Source organism: Streptomyces sp. NPDC102462, assembly GCF_044765425.1.
GTDB lineage: Bacteria > Actinomycetota > Actinomycetes > Streptomycetales > Streptomycetaceae > Streptomyces.
The window spans coordinates 1-20,786 of record NZ_JBIWKB010000056.1; the positions used below are offsets into that span (position 1 = coordinate 1).

Sequence of the window (20,786 nt, forward strand, 5' to 3'; positions counted from 1 at the left end):
CGGTGGCCAGACCGATACCGGAGCTGCCCCCCGTGACCACCGCCGTCTTGCCTTCCAGCTGTCCCATGTGGGTGTCTCCATCACTTTCTCGTAGCTGATCCGTCCCACCTCGATAATGCGGGAGATCGGGGATACTATCCATCATGCAGAGTCCGCAGTTCTTTACGCATCGTCCAGGATGAGCCCGACCGAGTCAGCCCGCGAGCTGCTTCTTCAGGGCCTCGACGTCGTGGACGTTGGACATCTGCACGAACTTTCCGTCACGGACCCGGTACAGGGCGAACTCGTCGATCTCGATCCGAGCGCCGGTGGGGGCCACCCCGAGCCATTCCTTGGTAGGGGTGCCGTGGTTGACGGAGTGGCAGGCCAGGGTTTCACCGTGGATCGCCACCTCCTTAATCTCCCAGTACATGTCGGGAACCGCGTCCGTGATGCTCTTGAGCGCCGCGACCACGTCCGCGCGAGTGGCCGGCTCGCCGTGCGAGAGGATGGACTCGTGGACGAACTCGTCCATGCGGTCGAACTCATGCGCGTTGAGCGCCTCGCAGTAGCGGTCGTAGAACTCGCGAATGTCGAAGTCGGACATGACTGCCTCTCTCACCCGGCGTCCGGGCTGTACTCGTGTGCTCGTGGTTCACCTGCGACCTCGATACTGCGGGTGCAACGGCGTACGATCAATGATGCAGAGTCCAGACTTCTTTACGTATCGTCCAGGAGGTGTCATCGGCGCTCAATTCCGGGCTCCAGGGGCGATCGGCCTGCTCCGGCCCCGCACGGCCCTCCTGACGGATCTTCTGCCGCCGCTGGTGATCGTCCGCGTGGGCGATCCTCATGGCGGGCGGCTCGCGCAGCTGATCGATCTCCTCGCCACCGAGGTCGGGATCGCCGCCGCCGGCGGCCCGCTGGTGCAGAACCACCTCGCACTGGCGCATGAGCCTGGCGCGCGACGCCCTCGCCCGCGACACCCTGTCGATCTCCGAGCTCGCACGGGCCACGGGCTATCTGTCCGAGAGCGCGTGAGGCGCCCTGTGCCCAACAGCGAACTCGCCGAACGACTTCAGCTTTGCCACACCCGTTCACGGTGTCGGCGAGGGCGTTGTCATACGAAGCGCCGATGGTCCGTCAGCACGAACGTCGGATCCGCGCCCCAGGGCCTGTTCGGCGCCACCGTGGTGAACTCCCACCATCCGCACCACGGCTGCCTTCTGGCGCCTGTTCCTTCGCCATAACCCCATCCTCGTTTCCAAGATCGGATGCCTCCGACAAACTCGACGTGCTTCAGAACTCGGCCGTCCCGAGCTTTCGTCGTTCCCAACCGGCTAGGAGAGCGAGCCCAGTGGGTACCGTGCCCCGCCGACCCCCTCCCGGCAGCGGTCGGCGCTCAGCATCCCCGACTGGCCGGGCATGGCCCTCCAGGCGTCCTCCCACAGACGCTGCTGGTCGGCCTGCTGCCGGCGGGCGTCGCGCAGCTCCTCCTGAAGCTGCCGGTGGTCCCGGTAGTGCTGGTCCCGAGCCGAAGTGGCCCGGGTGACGGCGTCCTCGGCGTCACGCTCCCGGAGAGCGGCCTCCCGCATCTGTTCGTCGGCGGCGGCGAGCCGGTCGCCCAGGTCTCCCACCTTCTCGGTGGCGCGATCCACCGCCCTCCGGGCCACGTCGGCCATGTCCTGCGCGCGGCCCAGCGCGTCCCGGGCGCTGTCGCGTTCGGCACGTGCTTCGGCCAGTGCGGCCCGGGGACCGGGACCCGCCTGCGGTGTCGGCTCATGCCCGTCGGCGGTGAGCAGCCGCAGCCGGGCGGCTTCCTGTTCGACCTCCCGCCGGGCGTCCAGTACGGCTTGCTCCGTCTGCGCGAGCCGCTGCTCTGCCGTCGTGACCGCCGCCGCGTATGGCGCGGCCTCCTCCTCGGCGGCCGCGCGTGCCGCCTCGGCGTCGCGGAGACGATCGGCGAGGGAGTCGCGGGCGGACCTGGCGGTGGCGTGTGCCGCCGCGGCGGCGTCCCGCGCCTCGGTCGCGGTGGTCAGCTCCCGCCGCGAGTTCGCCAGTCGCGACTCGGCCTCCGCCTCCCTCGGCACCAGCTCCGTCTCCCGGGCGACCTGGTCGGCCTCGGCGGCGGTGGCGTCGGTGGCGGTGACGATCGCGGCGCGCAGCCGGTTCCAGGTGTCCTGGGTGGCCGGAGTGAGGTCGACGAGCGAACCGTCGGCACCGAACGGCCAGAACCGCAGTCCTGTCGCTCCGCGCACCACCAGTTCCACCGGCCGGCCGGCCGCCACCGCGGTGCGCGACCCCACGTACAGAGCGCGGGCCAGCGCGGTGCCGTCCGGGTCGGCGCCCAGATGGAGCCAGAGCTGAGCGGCGTTCTCCCGCTCGTCCAGTCCCCGGGCGAGCACCGCGGGCAGCTCGGTGACCGGATGCGTCCGCCAGTTCCGCAGCGTGTCGTTCGGCTGCTCGGAGAGCATCGACGGCAGGTCGTACACCTGGGAGGCGGTGCGCGGCGCGGTGACCCCGTAGCCGAGCAGGTCACGCTCGTAGACACGGGCGATCGCGCTGCCGGTGACGTAGCGGGTCTCCTCCCCGGTGACGGTGATCACCACGTCCACCATGGTCTCGTAGCTGCGTGTGGCGGGCTCTGTCCCGGAGGCGGCGGCTGAACCGGTCTTGACGCGATCCCAGCCGCCGGCGGAGGCCGAGACGCCACCCGCACGCGAGAGGGGCTGCCGGTTCAGGACGGGCAGGGTGAAACTGACCAGGTGCATGTTCGCGTCGTTGCCGCTCTGGGTCCACTGGTAGCCCAGACCGGCGGTCGATTCCGCCGACGCGGAACTGCCGACCGAGTGCGATGTCACCCGCAACCGGTCGACCGCGATGTCGTCCGCCTCGGTGATCGGCCGCGGATTGTGCAGCGTCACCTGGAGGCGGGGGGTGACCGGTTCGCTCTCGACGGGCCAGGCACCGGGCATCGTGGGGGTCAGACCCGCCGCCGTGCGCGGCGCCTCGACGGGGATCTCCCCGGCCTGCACGAGTTCCCCCAGGCGGAACGCCGCCGCCTCCGGCGTCAGGTCGGCCGTCAGGCCCCACGAGCCGGAGAGCCGCGGCGCCACCGTGCGCAGCGCCTCGGCCAGCTCATGGAAGGCGTTGAACCCGTACACCGGGGTCGCGCCGGTGGGGATCAGCCGGGACCCGGCCGTGAAGGTCGGCCCGCCGAGCGGAAGTGGAGCCTGCGGCGCGGGCAGCCGTGGGTCGGCCTGAGTGATACGGGGCCGCACCGCCGGTGCGTGCCGGCGCGGTGCGACGGCCTCCGAGCCGGCGAACCGCAGTGACACCGCCGCCGGGATCCGGACCTGGTGGGCGGGCCTTCCGCGCAGCAGTCTGCCGATTCGGGCGATCAGTGTGCCGCCGTCTTGATCGGTCAGGGTCAGCAGGCCGGATTCCAGGGCTCCGCCGACCAGATCCGGCGGCCAGTCCTGAAGGAGTTCCGCGCGCACCGTCGCGGTGATGGTGTAGTCGATGTCGTCGAAGTCCGCGGCGTTCTCGGTCCTGGCCCAGTAGGTGTCCTGCGCTGCGCGGGCGGTACGCGAGCTCCGGCCGCGGGTCCCTGTGCCGGACAGCACGGGACCGGTCCGGTCGGTACGGCCGGACCGTGCCTGAGGACGCGGGTACCGGGAGATGGGGTTCGCCGACACCTGCACGGAGCGGGTGACCGTCGCGGACTCGGAGCGGTTGCCCGGGGCATGGGAAGCGATCTGGTCTATACCCACCCCGGTGCCGGCGGGCCGGCCGCGGACCTCGCGTCGAGCGGGGGGCTGGGCCACCGGCTCGGCGGAAAGAACGACCTCCACGAGACGGCTGCCGTGCCGTCCGGCGTGGCGGAACCAGAGGCTCACCCTGCGTCGGCCCGGAAGCGCCCGCAGTCCGGCGGGCGAGGTCATGTCGGCGATACGGGCGGCCACTCCCCTCCGATAGGCGACATGCCCGGGTCGGGTCACGCCGGGAGCTTCCCTTTCCACCAGCGTGAGCAGCTCGCGCCGCAGCCGGTCGCGGCTCTCGTTGCGCCGTATCGGGTCGTCGAGCTGGGTGACGGACAGGACGCTGGCGAAACCGATGTCGCCGCTTACCACGTAGTGCTCCGGCAACGGCACCGTGTCCGGCTGCACAACCGGCCGGGGTAGCTCCGGCACGCCGGTGAACCAGTGTTCGAAGCGGACCAGTTGGCTGTCGGAGAGCTGGAACCGGACGGCGCGCGGGAGGTCGATCGCGAGGGTGATGTCGTCGTGTTCGCCCAGGCCTGCGACGTTCATGGCGACGTTCCGGGTGCCCTGGCGGAGGGTCAGGAGCAGCGTGGCGTCGGCTCCGATGAGGTGGTGTTCCGCGGCCTGTGTCGGGGTCCGTACGACCGAGGAGCCGGCGGAGCGCTCGCTCGTCCTGGCTGTGCGGTGGGTGTAGACCCCCCGCACGCTGGGGTTGGCAAGCGAGGCCCTCTGCGGCGTGCCGTCGGAGGCCGGCGGGGGCGGCGACTGGAGCGCGCTGAGTGCGCCGCCGTACTGGTGGGAGGTGGTGACGGAACGCCCCTGCGCGGACATGTCCTTGGCGGCGATGTTGTTTTCCGCGTAGGTGTTGTACGAACCGTGATAAGTGGGATTGTGCAGATATCCTGCGATCTCCACGGACAGCTCCTGGTCGGCGAGCAACCCGGGCAGGGTCAGGCCTTCCATGACGTAGACGCCGTTGAAGATCTGCGCGGCGCGGGCGAGCAGGCCGGCGGCCCTCAGCTGCTGGAACAGGGCCTCCCCGGCGAACGCCTGCTGGTCCTCGACCGCCGGGCCGGTCAAGTACCCCCGGAGCCGGTTGCCGGGCCCGGTCACCGCACCCGGCAACTGGCTCGCGGCTGCCTGGGCCCATTGCCCGAACGTGCCGACGGCCGGATGACCGGGATACGTGCCGGTGACAATCTGCCGGAACGCCTCCTGGAGGGCCGCGCTGCCGCGGAAGACGTCCACGTTCGCGTCATCCGGCAGCCTCAGCAGCCCCTCCCGCGGACGCCCCGCTTCGTCCGTCAGGCCCAGCCGCACGTGGTCGTCGTCCTGCCCGCCCCCGGTGATGGGCGCGCGGACCCGGTGCGGCGCGGCCGGCACCACGGGGCGCGAGTCCCACGGGAGGGTGCGGTGATGCGGCACCACGAGGCGGACGCGTCCGGTGGCGAACGGCGGAGCGGGTACGGCCGACTGGATCGCCTCGGGGTCTGCCCCGAGCGCCGGTTCGGGCGTCGGTTCGGCGGCGAACCGGACCGTAGGCTCCTCGGCGGTGCCCTCGTAGAGATCCAGCGTGAACAGCGCCGGAATCTCGAAGAGTTCGGTGCCTGCGTCCAAGGTGATGTTGAACGGGTCGACGCCGGACGCGGATCCGGCACTCGTGGCGGTTTCGTGCCGCCTTCCCCAGGTGAAGTCCCCGGTCGCGTCGAGTGCCGCGGCGCCACCGTCGACCGGGAAGCGCGGACCGCCTCCGGCGCCGACGGTGCCGCCGAACTGGTTGCTGCGCTGCCGGTCGCCGCGCGCCTCAAGCGAAAGGAAGGTCACGGTGTCCACGTCCGGCAACCGCCGGACGTGCGCGGCGGGCGGCAGCGCGGCCTCCGCCTGGGCCCCGGGCGGGGTGCGGTCGCGAGTGGCGGAGAACCGTAGCTGCACGCGGCGCATGCCGCCGCTCACGTGGTCGGGGAGCTCGAACCACAAGGGCCTGCCCCCATCGACCGCGTCGGGCATCGCGGCGGCCTGCCCGAGCCGGGAACGCAGTTGGGCGAACCTGCGCAGATTCTCCAACTGCTGTTCGGCACGGGTCTCGTTGAAGACGGACTCACGCTCGGCCGACGGCAGGAAGCCCTCGCGCCGCAACCATGTCTCCGCCCGGTCGAACATCGGCCCGGTGCCCTCGGGGGCGAGGGGCACGGCGGAGGATCCGATGCTCTCCAGGTTCTCCAGGTGCTCGGGGAGCCGTCGCCGCTCCTCCGGCGTGGGAACGTGACCGGTCGTGGTGCTCCGCTGCGGCAGCCGCAGGGACGCACCGTCCGGCCAGGGGCCGAAGGAGCCGGTGATCTCGCCGCCGCCCGAGCGGATGAGCGTGACGCGGTAGGTGATGTCCGCCGGTGTGACCAGATGGCTGCTGGTCGTGTAGAGGGCGTGCATCAGCGCCACGGAGCTGCTGGTGTTCAGCGCGTCACCGGACTGCCAGGACACGCCGGCCTTGGCCATGATGCTTCCGCCCATGAGCCTGGCCGCGTCCGGATGGCCGACCTCGTGGTCGGGGGTGAACATGGGCCCGCCGCTGCCGTCGAGCGCGACACCACTGGTGAGCCGTGACGACTGCTCCACACCGGAGCTCTGGGTGAGCCAGGACTCCAGGGAGAACTTTCCGTCCGGTGTCCCGGCGACGGGCCTCTGAGACAGCACGGTGGCTTCGAGCCGGAGCACGCCCAGCGAGTCGCCGTGCCGGTCGAACAGCACCGGCGAGTGGACGCCGCCGTCACGCATCATCGGCAGGCTGCCCCTGAGGGTCCGTTCGGAGAGGAACTCCTCCAGTTCCTCGTGGGAGTCCGCGCCCAGGTTGTTCAGCACGGTGAAACCTTCGTCCGCGCGCAGTTCGTCCAGCAGCCTGCCCGGATCGAGGACCTCGTCGACGCCCCACAGCGGCAGGTCGTCGAGACCGGCCGGCTCGGGCAGCGGCCCGGCGGCGCCGCCGTCGCCGAAGACCCGGTGCTCGGGGAACCAGACGGTCAGCGGTCCCCCCACCCGCTCCGGGCTCCAGGCGTCCACCGGAGCGTTGCGGTCCGTGTCGATCCGTATCTGCCAGCGGCTGGTGTACTGCACGGCGTGTGCCGGATCGTTGGCGCGCTGCATGCTCCTGGCCGTCAGGCCGTCGCTGACCGTGGACGACTCGGAGGACTGGTTGTGCGTCAGGCTGAGCACCAGGGCGCCGTCGAACCAGCGCAGCGGCCCGGCCGGACCGTCGTAGATCCCGATCCACGGGATCGGCACGGTCCGCATGGTGCCGGAGCCCTCGCTCCGGGAGGAGGACTGTCCCCCCTCGCCGTGCCGCTCCAGGGTCGTCCGGCGCGGAACCTCGCCGGAGACGCCCGCGCGGGTGGACAGCGCAGGGTCGGTCAGCCGCAGCCGGACGTCGATCGTGCGTTCCTGGCCGTCCACGGTGACGGTGACGCGGTGTCCGCGGGCGCTGCGCACCTGCGGCAGTTCCCGGGCGATCTCCGACTGGCTGAGTACGGCGGCGAGTTCCTCGCGCACCGCACGGTCGGCCGCGCTGCCGGGCTCCACTCCCAGGCCGTCGAGGACCTGCTGGTGGAGCGCGCCGAGCACGTCCTCGGACAGCGGCTCGTACACGGCGAGCCCCACGGAGCCGTCGAGCCTCGCGCCGTAGGTCAGCGCGTACGGAGACAGGGTGCGCGGCGGCTCCTCGTCCGCGGGAACGGCGGGGACCACGTCCGTCCCGTCGTCGGCGGGCACGTCGAGGATCGTCACCGCGTCCGTGTCCTGCTCGTCCCTCGTGTCCCGGGCCGTTCGCGGAGGTGTGGTGGCCTCCTCCGCGGGCGGGGGCGTCAGGGCGCTCTCCGCGACCGGGGCGGAGACTTCGCTGGTCTCCGCGACCTGAGCCGGAGGTGTCCGGGTGACCGGGGTACCGGAGGAGGTACCGGCCCGCTGGGAATCCGGCGTGCTCGGCCGCGGTTCGGAGCCGAAGAACACCGCCGGGCGCGCCGAGCCGCCGGAAGCCGCGGCAGCCGGCCTCGCCGGACTCCCCCCGGTGCGCGCCCCGACGTCTGCCGGCACCGCCGAGGACGACGCCGTGGCAGCGGCACGCGTGGTGGTGTCAGGAGGCGTACTGCTGTCGGCGGACGTGGTGCCCCAGGTGTAACCCGAGGCACCCGCGAGCTGCGACACGTCGGGCCGTCGAGCCTGCCGGGCCTGGGCGGTGGGTTCGGTGGCCGCCCATCGCGCGGTGTACGGGGCGGGGTCCTCCTGCTGGAGAAGGGCGACCGACCGGCCGGTCTCCGGGCCAGTCGTCCAGAGAGAGCCGTCCGGCATCAGCACGCTCAGACGCAGCCCCAGGACAGGCGCGGCCACGGCCAAAGTGAGCCAGTCCGCGGCCTCAGGGCCCGATCCGGTCCGCAGAGCACGGACGGCCTCGTCCGCGGAACCGCCGAAAGCGGCCACAAGCGGAACTCCCGACGGCCCTGACTGACCTGCCACCACGGACCACAGCCGCTGTTCGCCCGGCGGCAGTCCCAGATCGGCGGCGAGCGCGCCGGCGAGCGCGGCCCGCAACTCCTCCGGACCGGCGGGCCAGCTGTGCCCCGCCAGTCGGCCGCTCTCGGCCGGGGCGACGGCGGTCAGCGCGTGTGCCAGCACGTCCCCACCCGGCAGGACATACACCGGCGCCAGCCCCCGCTCGGCCAACTGCTCCTCCTGGGAAAGGGACCGCTGCCCGGCGGAGGAAGGCATCTCCGCCGCCGGGAGCCGGGCGGGCACGGGTGCTTCCAGGAGTGTGGTGGTGGTCGTCGGGGGCGCGGGGATGGCCTCCCCCGGCTCCCGGGACCCGCTCGCGGCGGCGGGCTGCGCTCGCACGGTGTCCGGCAGGGAGGTCATGCCCTCCTGACCGGCCGTCACCGTGGCCCTCTCCGCCGCCGTTTCGGTGGCCGGCGGTGCCGGGCGGAGGAGGGGGCCCACGGTGGCGTCGTCTTCCAGGCCGTGGGTCAGCCTGCCGGTGTTCTTGTCCACCGGCAGCGCGCCGTAGAGACCGCCCGGCACCTTGATCCGTACGGTGCCGTGCGGCCCGTTGACCACGGCGGTGACGTCGAAGCGGTAGGCCCGGTAGGGCCGCTTGCCTTCCGCGTTGCGCTCGTCGGTATCGCCCAGTGCCGCGCTTCGGCTCTCGCTGTCCTCCCAGTTCTTCACGTCGACCGCCAGGCGTTCGAGCATTTTCTCATCGTTGACCGGGCCGCCGGCTTCCGGACCGACCGCGATCCGCCAGCCGCTGTCCCGATGGGTCTCGTGCATGGGTTCCTCGTCGGCCTGGTGGTACCTGCGCTGCTTGAGCAGTACGCCTTCCGGGGGGCCCAGGATCTCGGCGCCGTCCAGCTCCAAGCCCACGATGGCCGACCGGTCGCCGAGCGGCACCCAGTACGCGTGCTTCAGCAGCTCCCTGATGCGGGGGCGCATCACAGTGCCCGTGGTGCGGTGGCGGTAGTGCACCCCCGCGGTGGTGGTGAGATCCAGGCCTGCTATCTCCGGCACCGTGCCCACCTGCGGGGAGGGCACGGTGCGGTGGCGTACCGCGGTCAGCTTGGCCCAGCGCCCGATCGATGCGGCAGCGGGCACCGTCCACGGATGGAGGTTGTCGACCAACGTGTCCGGCAGCGCGGGGGCCGGCGGGTTCTGCGAGCTGTGCCACAGCCAGGTGACCTGGGTCTCGCGTGGCGCGGTGAGGCCGTGGGGCCACTGCTGCGGCCGGCCGGTCTCGACGGTGAGGGGGCGTGGGACGAGCAGCCGTACGTCGCCGTCGACGAGCTGGTCCGGGCCGTCCCCGGGGTCGTGCCAGGCGGAGACCGACGGGCTGCCCTCGGGTCCTTCCGCCTGGGAGAACAGGCGGGCCGCCGACAGCGCACCCTGTGCGGGTGTGGTGAGCACCTCCGGCAGTTCGGTGGTCGTACCCATCTCGACGCGGAAGGTGATGCCGTGTTCGAACTCCTCGGAGGGGTCCTGGGTGGTGGCCCGGTAGATGCCAACTTTCTTCTCGGCGTCCTCGTCCTTCGTGCCCTTGGACGCGGAGTACTCGACTTCGGCCTCGAACCCGCCGTGCCCCTTCTCATTTCCGGCACGGGCCCGGACAGCGACACCGATGTCGTGTTCCCAGCCGGAATCACGGCTCTGGGACTCCTCCTCGACCGCCTCGCCGCGCAGCGTGAGCTTGATCTCGTCACGGGGACGCTGCCCATGGGGGCGGTCGAGCCTGGTCGCCGTGACGTTCACCCACAGATACCGGGTGGTGCCCCATGAGCCGGGCACGGGGAACCAGCGCAGCACGCCCTCAGTGGTCAGAGCGTGCCACTCACTCTGCAACGCCTCGGAGGAGTAGGCCGCTTTCAGCGACCGCTGGAGCAGGTTGGGACGAGGCGCCGTGGCCCCCTCGCCCTCGGCACGGACAATCCCCCTGGCACGCAGCCGGTCGTTGATCGTCTGCAGGACATCGACCCGCAAGAGTTCAGGGTGCGCGATCCCGGGGAGCAGACCGGTATCCAGATAGGTCCGAGTCACCTCGGCCACCCGAGCCTCATCCGTCACCGGAACCTGGCCCGGCTCCGCGGTCCGGCCCGTCACCGGAACCTGCTCCGGCTCCGCGGTCGGGTCCGTCGCCGGGGTCTGCCGCGGCTCCGATCCGGCGGCCGTGCCGGTCTCGGGAGGAAGGATGTCGGACATCCGTCGCTCGGGGACGAGCAGATCGAGCGCTTCGGTTGCCCGCAGATACCGGGTGGTCTCGGTGAGTTCGTCGCCGCGCCAGCGGACGTAGGTCAGTTCGAAGACCGGGTCGGTACGCAGCGTGTGCACGGGACCCCCGTAGGTGGCCCGGGTGATATCGATCCGGCCGTCGCTCTCGGACGCCCCCTTGCCCCAGTTCCAGGCGACCGAGGCTTGGCCGAGGACGGTCAGCCGGCCCCCGGGGCCGGCGGGGTGATCACCGTCCTGCGCGTCGGAGCCGAACCGCAGCTGGGGGCCGACGGTGCCCGTCACGCCCGCGCTCCACTCGCCCTCCTGCTCGGATTCGTACGCGGCGTTGCCCTTGAGGTAGTGCTCGACCTCCGTTTCCGAGTTGGCCCCGAGGTCGTTGACGTTGTCCACGAGGAGCCGCAGGCGCAGCGCCTGCTTGTACTTGCCGTCCTTCGGCAGTTCCTTCTCGTATCCGCCCTGATCGACCTCCTCGCCGAAGTGAGAGGCGAGGACCATGGGATGGGCCAGGTCGCGGATCTCCTGGGGCCAGTCCGCGGGGTTGTCGAGCCAGGCGTCGATCAGGCTCCGCCGCTTGGCCCCGTTCCGTTCCCCGGCGTACAGCCGCTCGGCATACATACGGGCGCCGAGCTGGGCCAGCTCGGGCATGAGGTGGAAGACGGGGTAGATCCCCTGGGCCCCGCCGGCGAAGTCCAGCCGCCGGCCGACCTCGGTCGGCGCCGTTCCCACGACCGTGTGACCGGCCGCCTGTGCCTGCTCCGGCGTGACCGGCGTGGCAGGGACGTGCTCATGCGGGACGACGACCCGGGCGACGAAGCGATTGCGCCCGTTCAGGAACCGTCGCTTGGTCAGCCAGCTCGGCTTGAACCGGCTCTTCTTCTCGGGTGTGACCGTCCAGTTCACGGCCATGTGATAGCGGTGCTCGTCGATCCGCTTACCGGTCTCGGTACGGCGGTAGCTGCCGACGGAGCCGCCGTACTTGCGGCTCTTCTCCTTGGAACTGCTGACGAGCCCTCGCACAGAACCGAACTGCATGCGTATGGGCGGGGTGGTGAAGTGCAGATTGCCGAGCGAGAGCTCGTACTCGGGGATGGACAGACGGGCTCCGCCGCCGAAGGTGACAGCCGCCCTCCAGCCCTTGCCGCGCTCACCGGCCGTGGCGGCCCCGGTCGCGGCCCGGGTGTTGACCTTCATGGAGAAGTCACCCTCCGGGCGGTTCTCCTCGGTGACCGGGTCGGCCAGCGGGCTGGGCTCCTCGATCCGGCTGTCCCACCTCGCCTTCGCGGAGACCTTGTAGCGGCGTTTACCGACCTGGATGGTGCGGTGGATTCCGAGGAGCGCCTGGGCCACGTCCCCTTCGAGGGCCGGGCGGCCGTAGAAGGCCGCCAGGTCCCGGTCGGCCTGGGCCCAGGCGCTCTTCTTCGCCTCTTCGGCACCGACGTCCAGGACGTGCAGCCGCTCGATGGCATCCCGCAGGTCCTGCTGGAGGGTCTCGACGCCCGGCAGGGCGATCGGCACGCCGAAACCGAGGCCACGGCGGGAGGCGAGCGCGAGCGGTTCCCGCGGGTGAGGGGTGAGCCGTCCCTGGGCACGCTCCACCGCCATCCGGAACCGGAACAGCGGCCTGGTATCCGGCAGCTTCGACACCCTCCACGACGGGGAGAGGGCGAACACGCGGTGCCGTGGAGCATCCGCACCGCCGGCCGCCGGCCGCAGGTCGGCGGTCCACCCCGAGCCGACGGTACGCCGTACGAAGTGCGCCGCTTCGCGCTGCGGGACACTGAGTTCGCCCTCGGTGGTCACCCCCACCGGGGCGATCCTGTGCGTGCTGGATTCCAAGGTCACTTCCAGGCGCAGCCCGGCCCGGTAGCGGGACTGCCTCGCGAAGTCGTTGAGCACCGTATGGCTCGTGTGCGAGGAGTCCAGCGAATGGCCGACGTCGCGGTTCACCCCGGCCTTGAAGGTGATCGCCGGGGCCAGGCCCGACAGTTGGACGGACAGCTTGTTCTCGGATTCGGGGGAAGTTCCCGCGTCCGTGTCGACGGAGAAATCCCCGCCCACGCCGACTCCCGCGGTGTTGTACCCGAAGCCGAATCCCGCGTCCGAACCCCCCTGACTGTCGCGGGTGCTGCCCTCCCCTACACCGATGTCGTCGCGGGTACCGACCTTGCTGTCCCCGAGATACTGGAGGCTGTCGATCTCCCTGCGGATCCGCAGATGCCCCCGGAACTTCCCGAACAAGGACCCGGAGACCTCGATGCCGTTGGAGGAGTCCCCACCGGCCCACCACGGATAGCGACTACGGGCCGTCGGCTCGGTCAGGAACCCCTGGGCCCGGTCCATCTTGGCCTGCGTCAGGATCTTCTTGACGGCCGAGGCGGGCAGCCCGGCGGCGCGCATGTTCCGGTGCAGTCCGGCGATGACGGGCGTGAGGTCGATCGCCTGCAGCAGCTCACGGGCCTGGGAGTGGGGGCGGGAAGCGGAAGCTCGCTGGCGCCGAGGGCTTTCGGCCTCGGGGGCACGGTAGTCGGGTCGGTGCCCCTCCTCACCGGTGTAGACGGTGGGAATATCGATATGGATCCGGTCCGGCACGGTGACCTTGTGGAAGACGGTGGGGGTGGCGTCCGCACCGTCGACGAACACCTTCATCTGGAGACCGGCGCCGAAGCGGGTGAGGTCGTTGATGAAGGGCTTGCGGCCGGTCAGGACGGTACGCAGCCAGCCGCTGTCCTTGGACTTGGAAGAGCCCACGTAGAGCTGGGGGGCGGGTACCGCGGCTGCGGACGCGGCAACGCTTGTCCCCAGGTTGATGAGGGTGAGCAGTGTCGACTCTATTCCTTGGCTGACCTCGTGTCCGCTCCGCCCTCCGGTGGCGGTGGAACCGAAGCCGACCGGGTACTCGTTGACCTCCCCCTTGGTCCGGGGCACGGGCGTCAGATCCCGCATCACCGGGCGCAGCCACACCAGCCGGCCGTCCACGACCAGCGTGCGCCCGGCCGCGAGGATGTCGTCCCACTCCTTCGGCTCGGCGGTGACCAGCAGATCGCTGATCGCGGTCCTGATGCCCGAACGCAGCGCGATGTGCGGGCCGGGACCGGTCAGGTCCAGGCGTGCACTGATCTGCTCCGCCCAGAAATCCGCCTGCTCCCGCCGGAAGTCGATGGTCTCGGTGGACTGGGCAACGATGGCCTGGCCCATCGCGCCATGGGCGAGGTACCACGGAGCGGGATCACGCGTCCCGGTAACCGGTGTCGAAGGCGCGGCCCCGGTGGGTGCCGGATCGGGATCGCGATGGGCGTCCAGCGGGGACACCTCCCCTTCGGGAGAGGTCACCACAATCACCGGAACCCCGTCGGTCCGCGGCGGCACCGCGTCGGGATCCGGGGACGGGGCGTCCGGCTCCGGCAGCGGCCGCGCGTACGCGGACAGGGTGCGCGGCGGCTCCTCCTCCCGGGGAACGGCGGGGACCACGTCCGTCCCGTCGTCGGCGGGCACGTCGGGGATCGTCACCGTGTCCGCGTCCTGCTCGTCCCTCGTGTCCCGGGCCGTTCGCGGGGGTGTGGTGGTCTCCTCCGCGGGTGGGGGCGTCAGGGCGCTCTCCGCGACGGGGGCGGAGACGGGACTGGCCTCCTCGGCCGGGGCCGGAGGTGTCCGGGTGACCGGGGTACCGGAGGAGGTACCGGCCCGCTGGGAATCCGGCGTGCTCGGCCGCGGTTCGGAGCCGAAGAACACCGCCGGGCGCGCCGATTCGCCGGAAGCGGGAGGCGTGATGGTGCCGGGAGGCGTACTGCTGTCGGCGGACGTGGTGCCCCAGGTGTAACCCGAGGCACCCGCGAGCTGCGACACGTCGGGCCGTCGAGCCTGCCGGGCCTGCGCGGTGGGTTCGGTGGCCGCCCATCGCGCGGTAAAGGGGGCGGGGTTCTCCTGCTGGAGAAGGGCGACCCGCCGACCGGTCTCCGGGCCGGTCGTCCAGGGGGAGCCGTCCGGCGTCAGCACGGTCAGACGCAGCCCCAGTACGGGCGCGGCCACGGCCAGAGTGAGCCAATCCGTGGCCTCAGGGCCTGATCCGGTCCGCAGAGCACGGACGGCCTCGCCCTCGGAACCGCCGAAAGCGGTCACGAGCGGAGCTCCCGACGGCCCTGCCTGTCCTGCCACCGCGGACCACAGCCGTTGTTCGTCCGACGGCAGTCCCAGATCGGCGGCGAGCGCGTCGGCGAGCGCGGCCCGCAGCTCCTGCGGACCGGCGGGCCAGCTGTGCCCCGCCAGTCGGCCGCTCTCGCCCGGCGCGACGGCGGTCAGCGCGTGCGCCAGCACGTCCCCACCCGGCAGGACATACACCGGCGCCAGCCCCCGCTCGGCCAACTGCTCCTCCTGGGAAAGGGACCGCTGCCCGGCGGTGGAAGCCTGCGCCTCGACGGCAGCGTGACGCGTCGTCTCCTCGGCCTGCCTCGCCTGCCGAGGCGCCGGTGCCCGAAGAACGTCCGCCGACGGCTCAGTCTCGGCCGACCGGGCAGGCGGCGCGAACAGAGCGTCAGGTGACTCATCCAACTCGCCATCGGGGGTGACCGAAGACGGCACTGCCTCGTCGTCGACGATGTCCGCCCGGAGCCACCTGCGTCCGCTCCCAGAAGGTCGATCGACCCACTCATCGCCGTCATAACGGGCCGGCAGCGTCTCCGGCTCCGTGTGGACATCGGACCCACCCTGCTGGGCCGTGTCGGACACCTCGACGCCACGAGTTTGCGTGGGAATCTCGTTGTCATGGGGCGTCGGTGTGGAGTCGTGTCCCGTCAGTTCGCCCTCGGCTCGGTCCCACAGTTGGCGGAAGCCCGTGAGGATGTAGGGGTTGTCCCTGCTGCCGAGGTTCGAGGGCCGGCCAGGGCCGTAGAGCCTGCGCAGCAGCGGCAGCAGTGCCGGGTCGTGCTGCTCCACCCAGTCCGACCCGTTGTTGCGCGGGCCGCGCCGCGAGTTGGAGTCCTTACCGGTGTTCGCACCGAGATAGGCATTGCTGAGCTGCGCGAAATACTCGTGTGCGTTGCTGGACGAGTGGTTGGGGGCAGGCCCGTCCGGCCATTGAGCGGGCGGGTCCGCGGCAACCTTCGCCTCGTACACGTCGCGGATCAACTTCCGGTCCTCGGCGCTCAGCACCGACTCGATCGCGTGCGCCCACTCATGACGGGCAATGGAGTACCCGTCGTCGTAGACGTCGTCGCTGCCGAGGTTCGAGGGCCGGCCAGGGCCGTAGAGCCTGCGCAGCAGCGGCAGCAGTGCCGGGTCGTGCTGCTCCACCCAGTCCGACCCGTTGTTGCGCGGGCCGCGCCGCGAGTTGGAGTCCTTACCGGTGTTCGCACCGAGATAGGCATTGCTGAGCTGCGCGAAATACTCGTGTGCGTTGCTGGACGAATGGTTGGGGCCAAGCCCGTCCGGCCATTGAGCGGCCGGGACCGCGGCAGCCTTCTTCGCCTCGTACACGTCGACGATCAACTGCCGGTCCTCGGCGCTCAGCACCGACTCGATCGCGTGCGCCCACTGACGGGCAACGGAGTACCCGTCGTCGTAGACGTCGTCGCTGCCGAGGTTCGAGGGCCGGCCAGGGCCGTAGAGCCTGCGCAGCAGCGGCAGCAGTGCCGGGTCGTGCTGCTCCACCCAGTCCGACCCGTTGTTGCGCGGGCCGCGCCGCGAGTTGGAGTCCTTACCGGTGTTCGCACCGAGATAGGCATTGCTGAGCTGCGCGAAATACTCGTGTGCGTTGCTGGACGAATGGTTGGGGCCGGGCCCGTCCGGCCATTGAGCGGCCGGGACCGCGGCAGCCTTCTTCGCCTCGTACACGTCGACGATCAACTGCCGGTCCTCGGCGCTCAGCACCGACTCGATCGCGTGCGCCCACTGACGGGCAACGGAGTACCCGTCGTCGTAGACGTCGTCGCCGAGCAGGTCGGTGGTCTCACCCAGCAGGTTCTCCTCGCCGACGCCGGCCAGACGGCGGCGGTAGAGTCCCCGTGCGGCGTCGGCCGACCAGCCTCCTCCGGGATGGTGGCGGCCCCTGAGCCCGGCGAACTCCTCAAGCGACGTCAGCGGCCGGTTCCGGGGCACCACGATGAGGCGACGGCCCCCGGTCAGCAACGCCACCGCGATCTGCGGATCGGCGAGCATGTCCGCGACCAGGGCCTCCGCTTCCGCCCGGGCGGCCTCGGGCTGTTCCACACCCTCAGGAACGACGACCAGCAACCGCGCCGCCACCGCCGTGAACTCCTCCACGGACAAGCCGGCACGCAACTGCTCCACGAACGCCCGGTCAGCAGCCAGGAGCTCCCGATCCCGCCACGGCAGCGACGCCAGCTCCCGTGCCCGCGCGTCCGCGTCCATCGCGACGAGCCGGGCCGCCTTCTCCACGAGAGCCGGCGGGAGAGGAGTGGGTGACGGGGCAGGGGCAGGGGCAGGTTCCGCCGGCACCGCGCTGCCGGCCGGTCGTACTGACGGCGCAGTCCTGGCGGGCGGCGCGAACAGGAAGTCGGGCTGGGCGGGAGCGAGGGGCCGGCCGACCGGCGGCAGTCCGCGATCCAGCCTCGCCTCGTTGTAAAGGTTGAGGGAGAGGACCGCCAGGGTGTCGCTGTCGCGCGCGATGGTCTGCGCAGTCTGCTCCGTCGACGCGTAGCTCCGGACCTCCATCCTGACGACAGGCGGCTCAAGACGCGGCACACCCCGGTGGTCGGGATTGGTCTCCAGTGTGTGGAACGCGGTACGTATCCCCAGTGCCTGATACTGGGTCACGATCCGTTCCGGCGTGGCCAGGAGCAGGTTGTCGAGGTACTGGCGGACCGTCGCGCGCGACGAGCCGCCCCTCGCGCGCGACGAGTCGCCTGACATCATCAGCGGCAGGTCGAGGACACTCCCGTCCCTTACGACGATCTCGTTGTCGAAGCGGCTCGCGAAATGGGCGGCGATGCTCGGCGCCCGATGCTCAAGATACGCGAGGGGCGCCGCACCAAGCTTGCTCCGCACGGCCGCGAGAGAATCGCGGGAGGCCACCGCAGTGAGGTCCTTCGGCCGGTACGTCCCGCCGAGCGCTCCTCCCCGCACAGTGGCAGCGACCTGGGTGTATCCGAGCGCGATCACACCTTCCAGTTCGTCGCCGTCCTCCGGGTTCGCGACATCGGCCCAGTCCGGGTATCGGTTGAGCCAGCGTGCGAAGTCCTCACGGGCCCAGGCACCGAATGCGATGCCGGCGCCCGCGTCCGCATGAGCGATCTGCACGGGTGGGGACTCACGCCGCATACGGTCCCTGACGTGTTCGATGAACGCCACGAGACGCGAGGTCGGAGCGGTCGCCGTGTGATGCACCAGTATCGCGTATCCGGCCTCGTTGATCCTGACCGGCAGATTTTCCGCGAGGGGATCCACTACATATCCTGCCGATTTGGGGAAGATCTGCCCGAGTCTCGCTCCCGACCTCGCGCGCTCGAGCTGGTACATCACGTCGTTGGTGGCCGCCTGCACCTCGGACCGTTCGGCCCGGCCGTCCGCCGGTCCTCGCACCAGAACACGAGCCGGCTTCGTGACGATCTCAGGGACCGGCACTCCCCCAGCTTTGTCCAACGTGATCGTCAGAAGCCCGGGCAGCTCCACGATGTCGCCGAACTCCTCGACCTCCGCGCCCCGGGGCAGCTCCACCCGGTACCGGTGCAGCTCGGCCTCGTACCCAACGGCCGGACCGAACCCCTCCACCTGCACCGCTCCCGGAGCGGCGGAGACCAGCGGCGCCACAACAGGCGGCTCGCCTCGCCGCGAAGAAGGCCCAGGCCGGGCGGAATAGCCCCCACGCTCAGGAGTGCGCCCGGAAGCACGCTGCTCCACCCTGTCACGGACGGAAACACGCGCAGGAGGAGCAAGCTGATCCATCCTGTCGCGGACCGCCGCCTCCAGACGCGAAACAGCATTCCATCGCCTGCTCTCCGGCCCCTTGTCACTCTTCCATTCCGTCACGCTGACCAGCACACGCCGCAAGTCCTCGATCCCCGCATCGCGCGGCAACCGCGACACCGCCCGATCAATGGCACGCAGCGCGGAAGAACGGCGCGACCCCCCACTCGCCGAAATCTCCAGCCAGTCACGAATCGGATCCAGCCCCACCCCGCGAGCCGGCGGCGCGAAGAGGACGTCCGGCCATTCGGACTCCGACCCCGGCCGGTCTTCCCCTTCCCCAGCAGAGCCCGGCACCGGGGACGAGGAGGGTTCCGGAGACTCGTCCGAGGACCCGGGCAGGACGGTCTCCGCACCGGACGCGGCCACCGGACCCGAGGCGGAGCCGATCGCGGTCGACTCTGCCGAGGACGTGGGCGCCGTGGGGACGATGCTCCCCGCGGGCGGAACGGCCTCTGACGCCGCGGTGTCGGCACCCCTCCCGCCCGACACCGGCAGAGCCGGCAGTTGCTCGGAGTCCGGTTGCGGCCGCGCGTCGGCCTCGGGCTCCGGCCGGGGCTCCGGCCGGGGCTGCGGCTGCGGCTGCGCTGCGGGCTGTGCGGCGATCTCGGGGCCCCTGACGAGGGAGCCCAGCAGGGCCGTCGCCGGCAGGTGCCCGGCGCGCAGGTGCTCTGCGGCGACGAGTTCCACGACCTCCTCGGGCCGTGCCACGACGCCCATGGGGTTCTCGTCCGGTGCGACGTGCTGTATGCGGTCCAGCACGGCGCGTTCGGCCCACAGGACAGACTCCTCCCGTCGTTCCGGCGCCACGGCGGGATCGTCGAGCCGCGCCCGGGCGGCGTCGATGTCGAAACGCGCCGCGCCCGGGTGACGGTGACTGGGGGAAGGAGCGTCCGGCACAGGAGTGATGCCCGTGGTGGGCGCCGTGTCTGTGTCCTGACGGAGGGCCGGAACCTCGCCGCCCTCCTGGTGTCCGCTCGTACGCCCGCCCCGCTCCGCGCCGGTGCCGGGGGCCGCCGTGCGCGGCGGCGTGCCGACCGGCTCGGACGAGGTGGAGTCCTCCACCCGCGACGCGGCAATCGGTCCGGCCGTGCCCCTGTCCGGCGTCGTGGCGGGCACGGGAGACACCGGCATTTCGGGCGATTGAGCGGAGGGGGGCACGATGTGGTCCGTCTGCCCCGGGATACGCACGGGGGTCCCGTCCTCGGCGTCCCTGACGGGGCCGTTCCCCGCCCTGGGTGCGCCGAGCCGGTCACCGTCCGGTGTTCTGGCCGAGTGGGTGACGGTGTCGCCTGTCGACGACGGCCGCGTGGGCTCGGCCTTCGAGTCAGCGGCCTTCCCAGAGGGCCGCGCCTTGTCGGGCGAGGACGGACGGACGTTGTCCCCGGCCGTCATGCCGGAGCCGCGGTGCCCCGATGAGACGAGGGGTTCCGTGACGGGCCGGTCCGAGGTGGGCCGCTGTTCGGCAGCGGAGCCGTCATCACGGCGCGCATCCGCGAGTTGGGCATCCGGCTTCCTGGCCGCAGCCGGGGACACGTCGCGCCCTTCGTCACGGCCGGCCGGACCCTGCCCCGATTCGTCGGGGCTGAGGTTCCTGGAACCGTTCCCGGAAGACTGCGAGGTGCGGGACGACGACGGACGGGCATCGTCTCCGCCGGACCGGGCGCTCCTCTGGCCGGCGGGCTGCTCGCCCGAAGAGTGTGTCGTGGTGTAGGTGACACTGTCACTGCCGTTGTTCGCGCGCAGGTTGCCCTCACCGGCACCCGACCGCTGACCGTCCGGAACGGACGGACTCGGCGACCTCGCACCAGACTTGGAGCCATCCCCCGCCCCACGCGACGGAGCACCGTCGGCCTCGGCGGGCGTGTGATGCGGGCTGTCCTGCGGGCCGCTCATCCGCTGCGTCGACCCGGGCTCCGCCAACGCGGTCCTGGGCGGCGCCACCTCCGACCCGGACGCCGTAGACGTAGCGGACTTGGACTCCGACAACGAAGTCTCAGGCGCTTCGTCCGGCCGCGACGAGGTGGGGGCCGACGTGGACTCCGCCGTTCTCTGGTCCGACTTCGGGCTTGTCGTCTCCGAGGACTGCTCCTTGGCGGACGAGGACGAGCGGCCGTCCTCCGCACCAGGCCGAGCGTCGATCCGGGGGCCGGCACCCCTGCCGCCTCCACGGCGCTTATCCAGGGACGGTGTCTCGACTTGCGTGGTACTGCTACTGCCGCGGTTGGTGCGCAGGTTGCCGCCGCCGGCACGCGACCCATCCGCAAGGTCCTTCAGCTCGACGATCCGGGGGCCATTACCAGGACGCGAACCCCCCGACGACTTCCCACCCGTTCCCGAGGCCTCGGCACGCGACCCATCCGCAAGGTC

3 protein-coding genes are annotated in these 20,786 nt (G+C 71.4%); all 3 read right to left on the reverse strand.

The annotated features are described in order from the left end of the window. Window positions 1-193: 193 nt before the first annotated feature. Window positions 194-586 carry an ester cyclase gene (locus tag ACIRFL_RS34275; RefSeq protein WP_404036484.1) on the reverse strand — a complete coding sequence of 131 codons (393 nt, stop codon included), beginning with the start codon at window positions 584-586 and terminating at the stop codon, window positions 194-196. An 88-nt stretch (window positions 587-674) separates the two neighbouring features. Then, window positions 675-932, reverse strand: a complete 258-nt coding sequence (locus ACIRFL_RS34280) for a hypothetical protein (RefSeq protein ID WP_404036487.1) — start codon at window positions 930-932, stop codon at window positions 675-677. A 387-nt stretch (window positions 933-1,319) separates the two neighbouring features. Then, window positions 1,320-18,221 (reverse strand): hypothetical protein, encoded by a 16,902-nt coding sequence (locus ACIRFL_RS34285; protein WP_404036490.1) that lies wholly within the window; start codon window positions 18,219-18,221, stop codon window positions 1,320-1,322. Window positions 18,222-20,786: the final 2,565 nt, after the last annotated feature.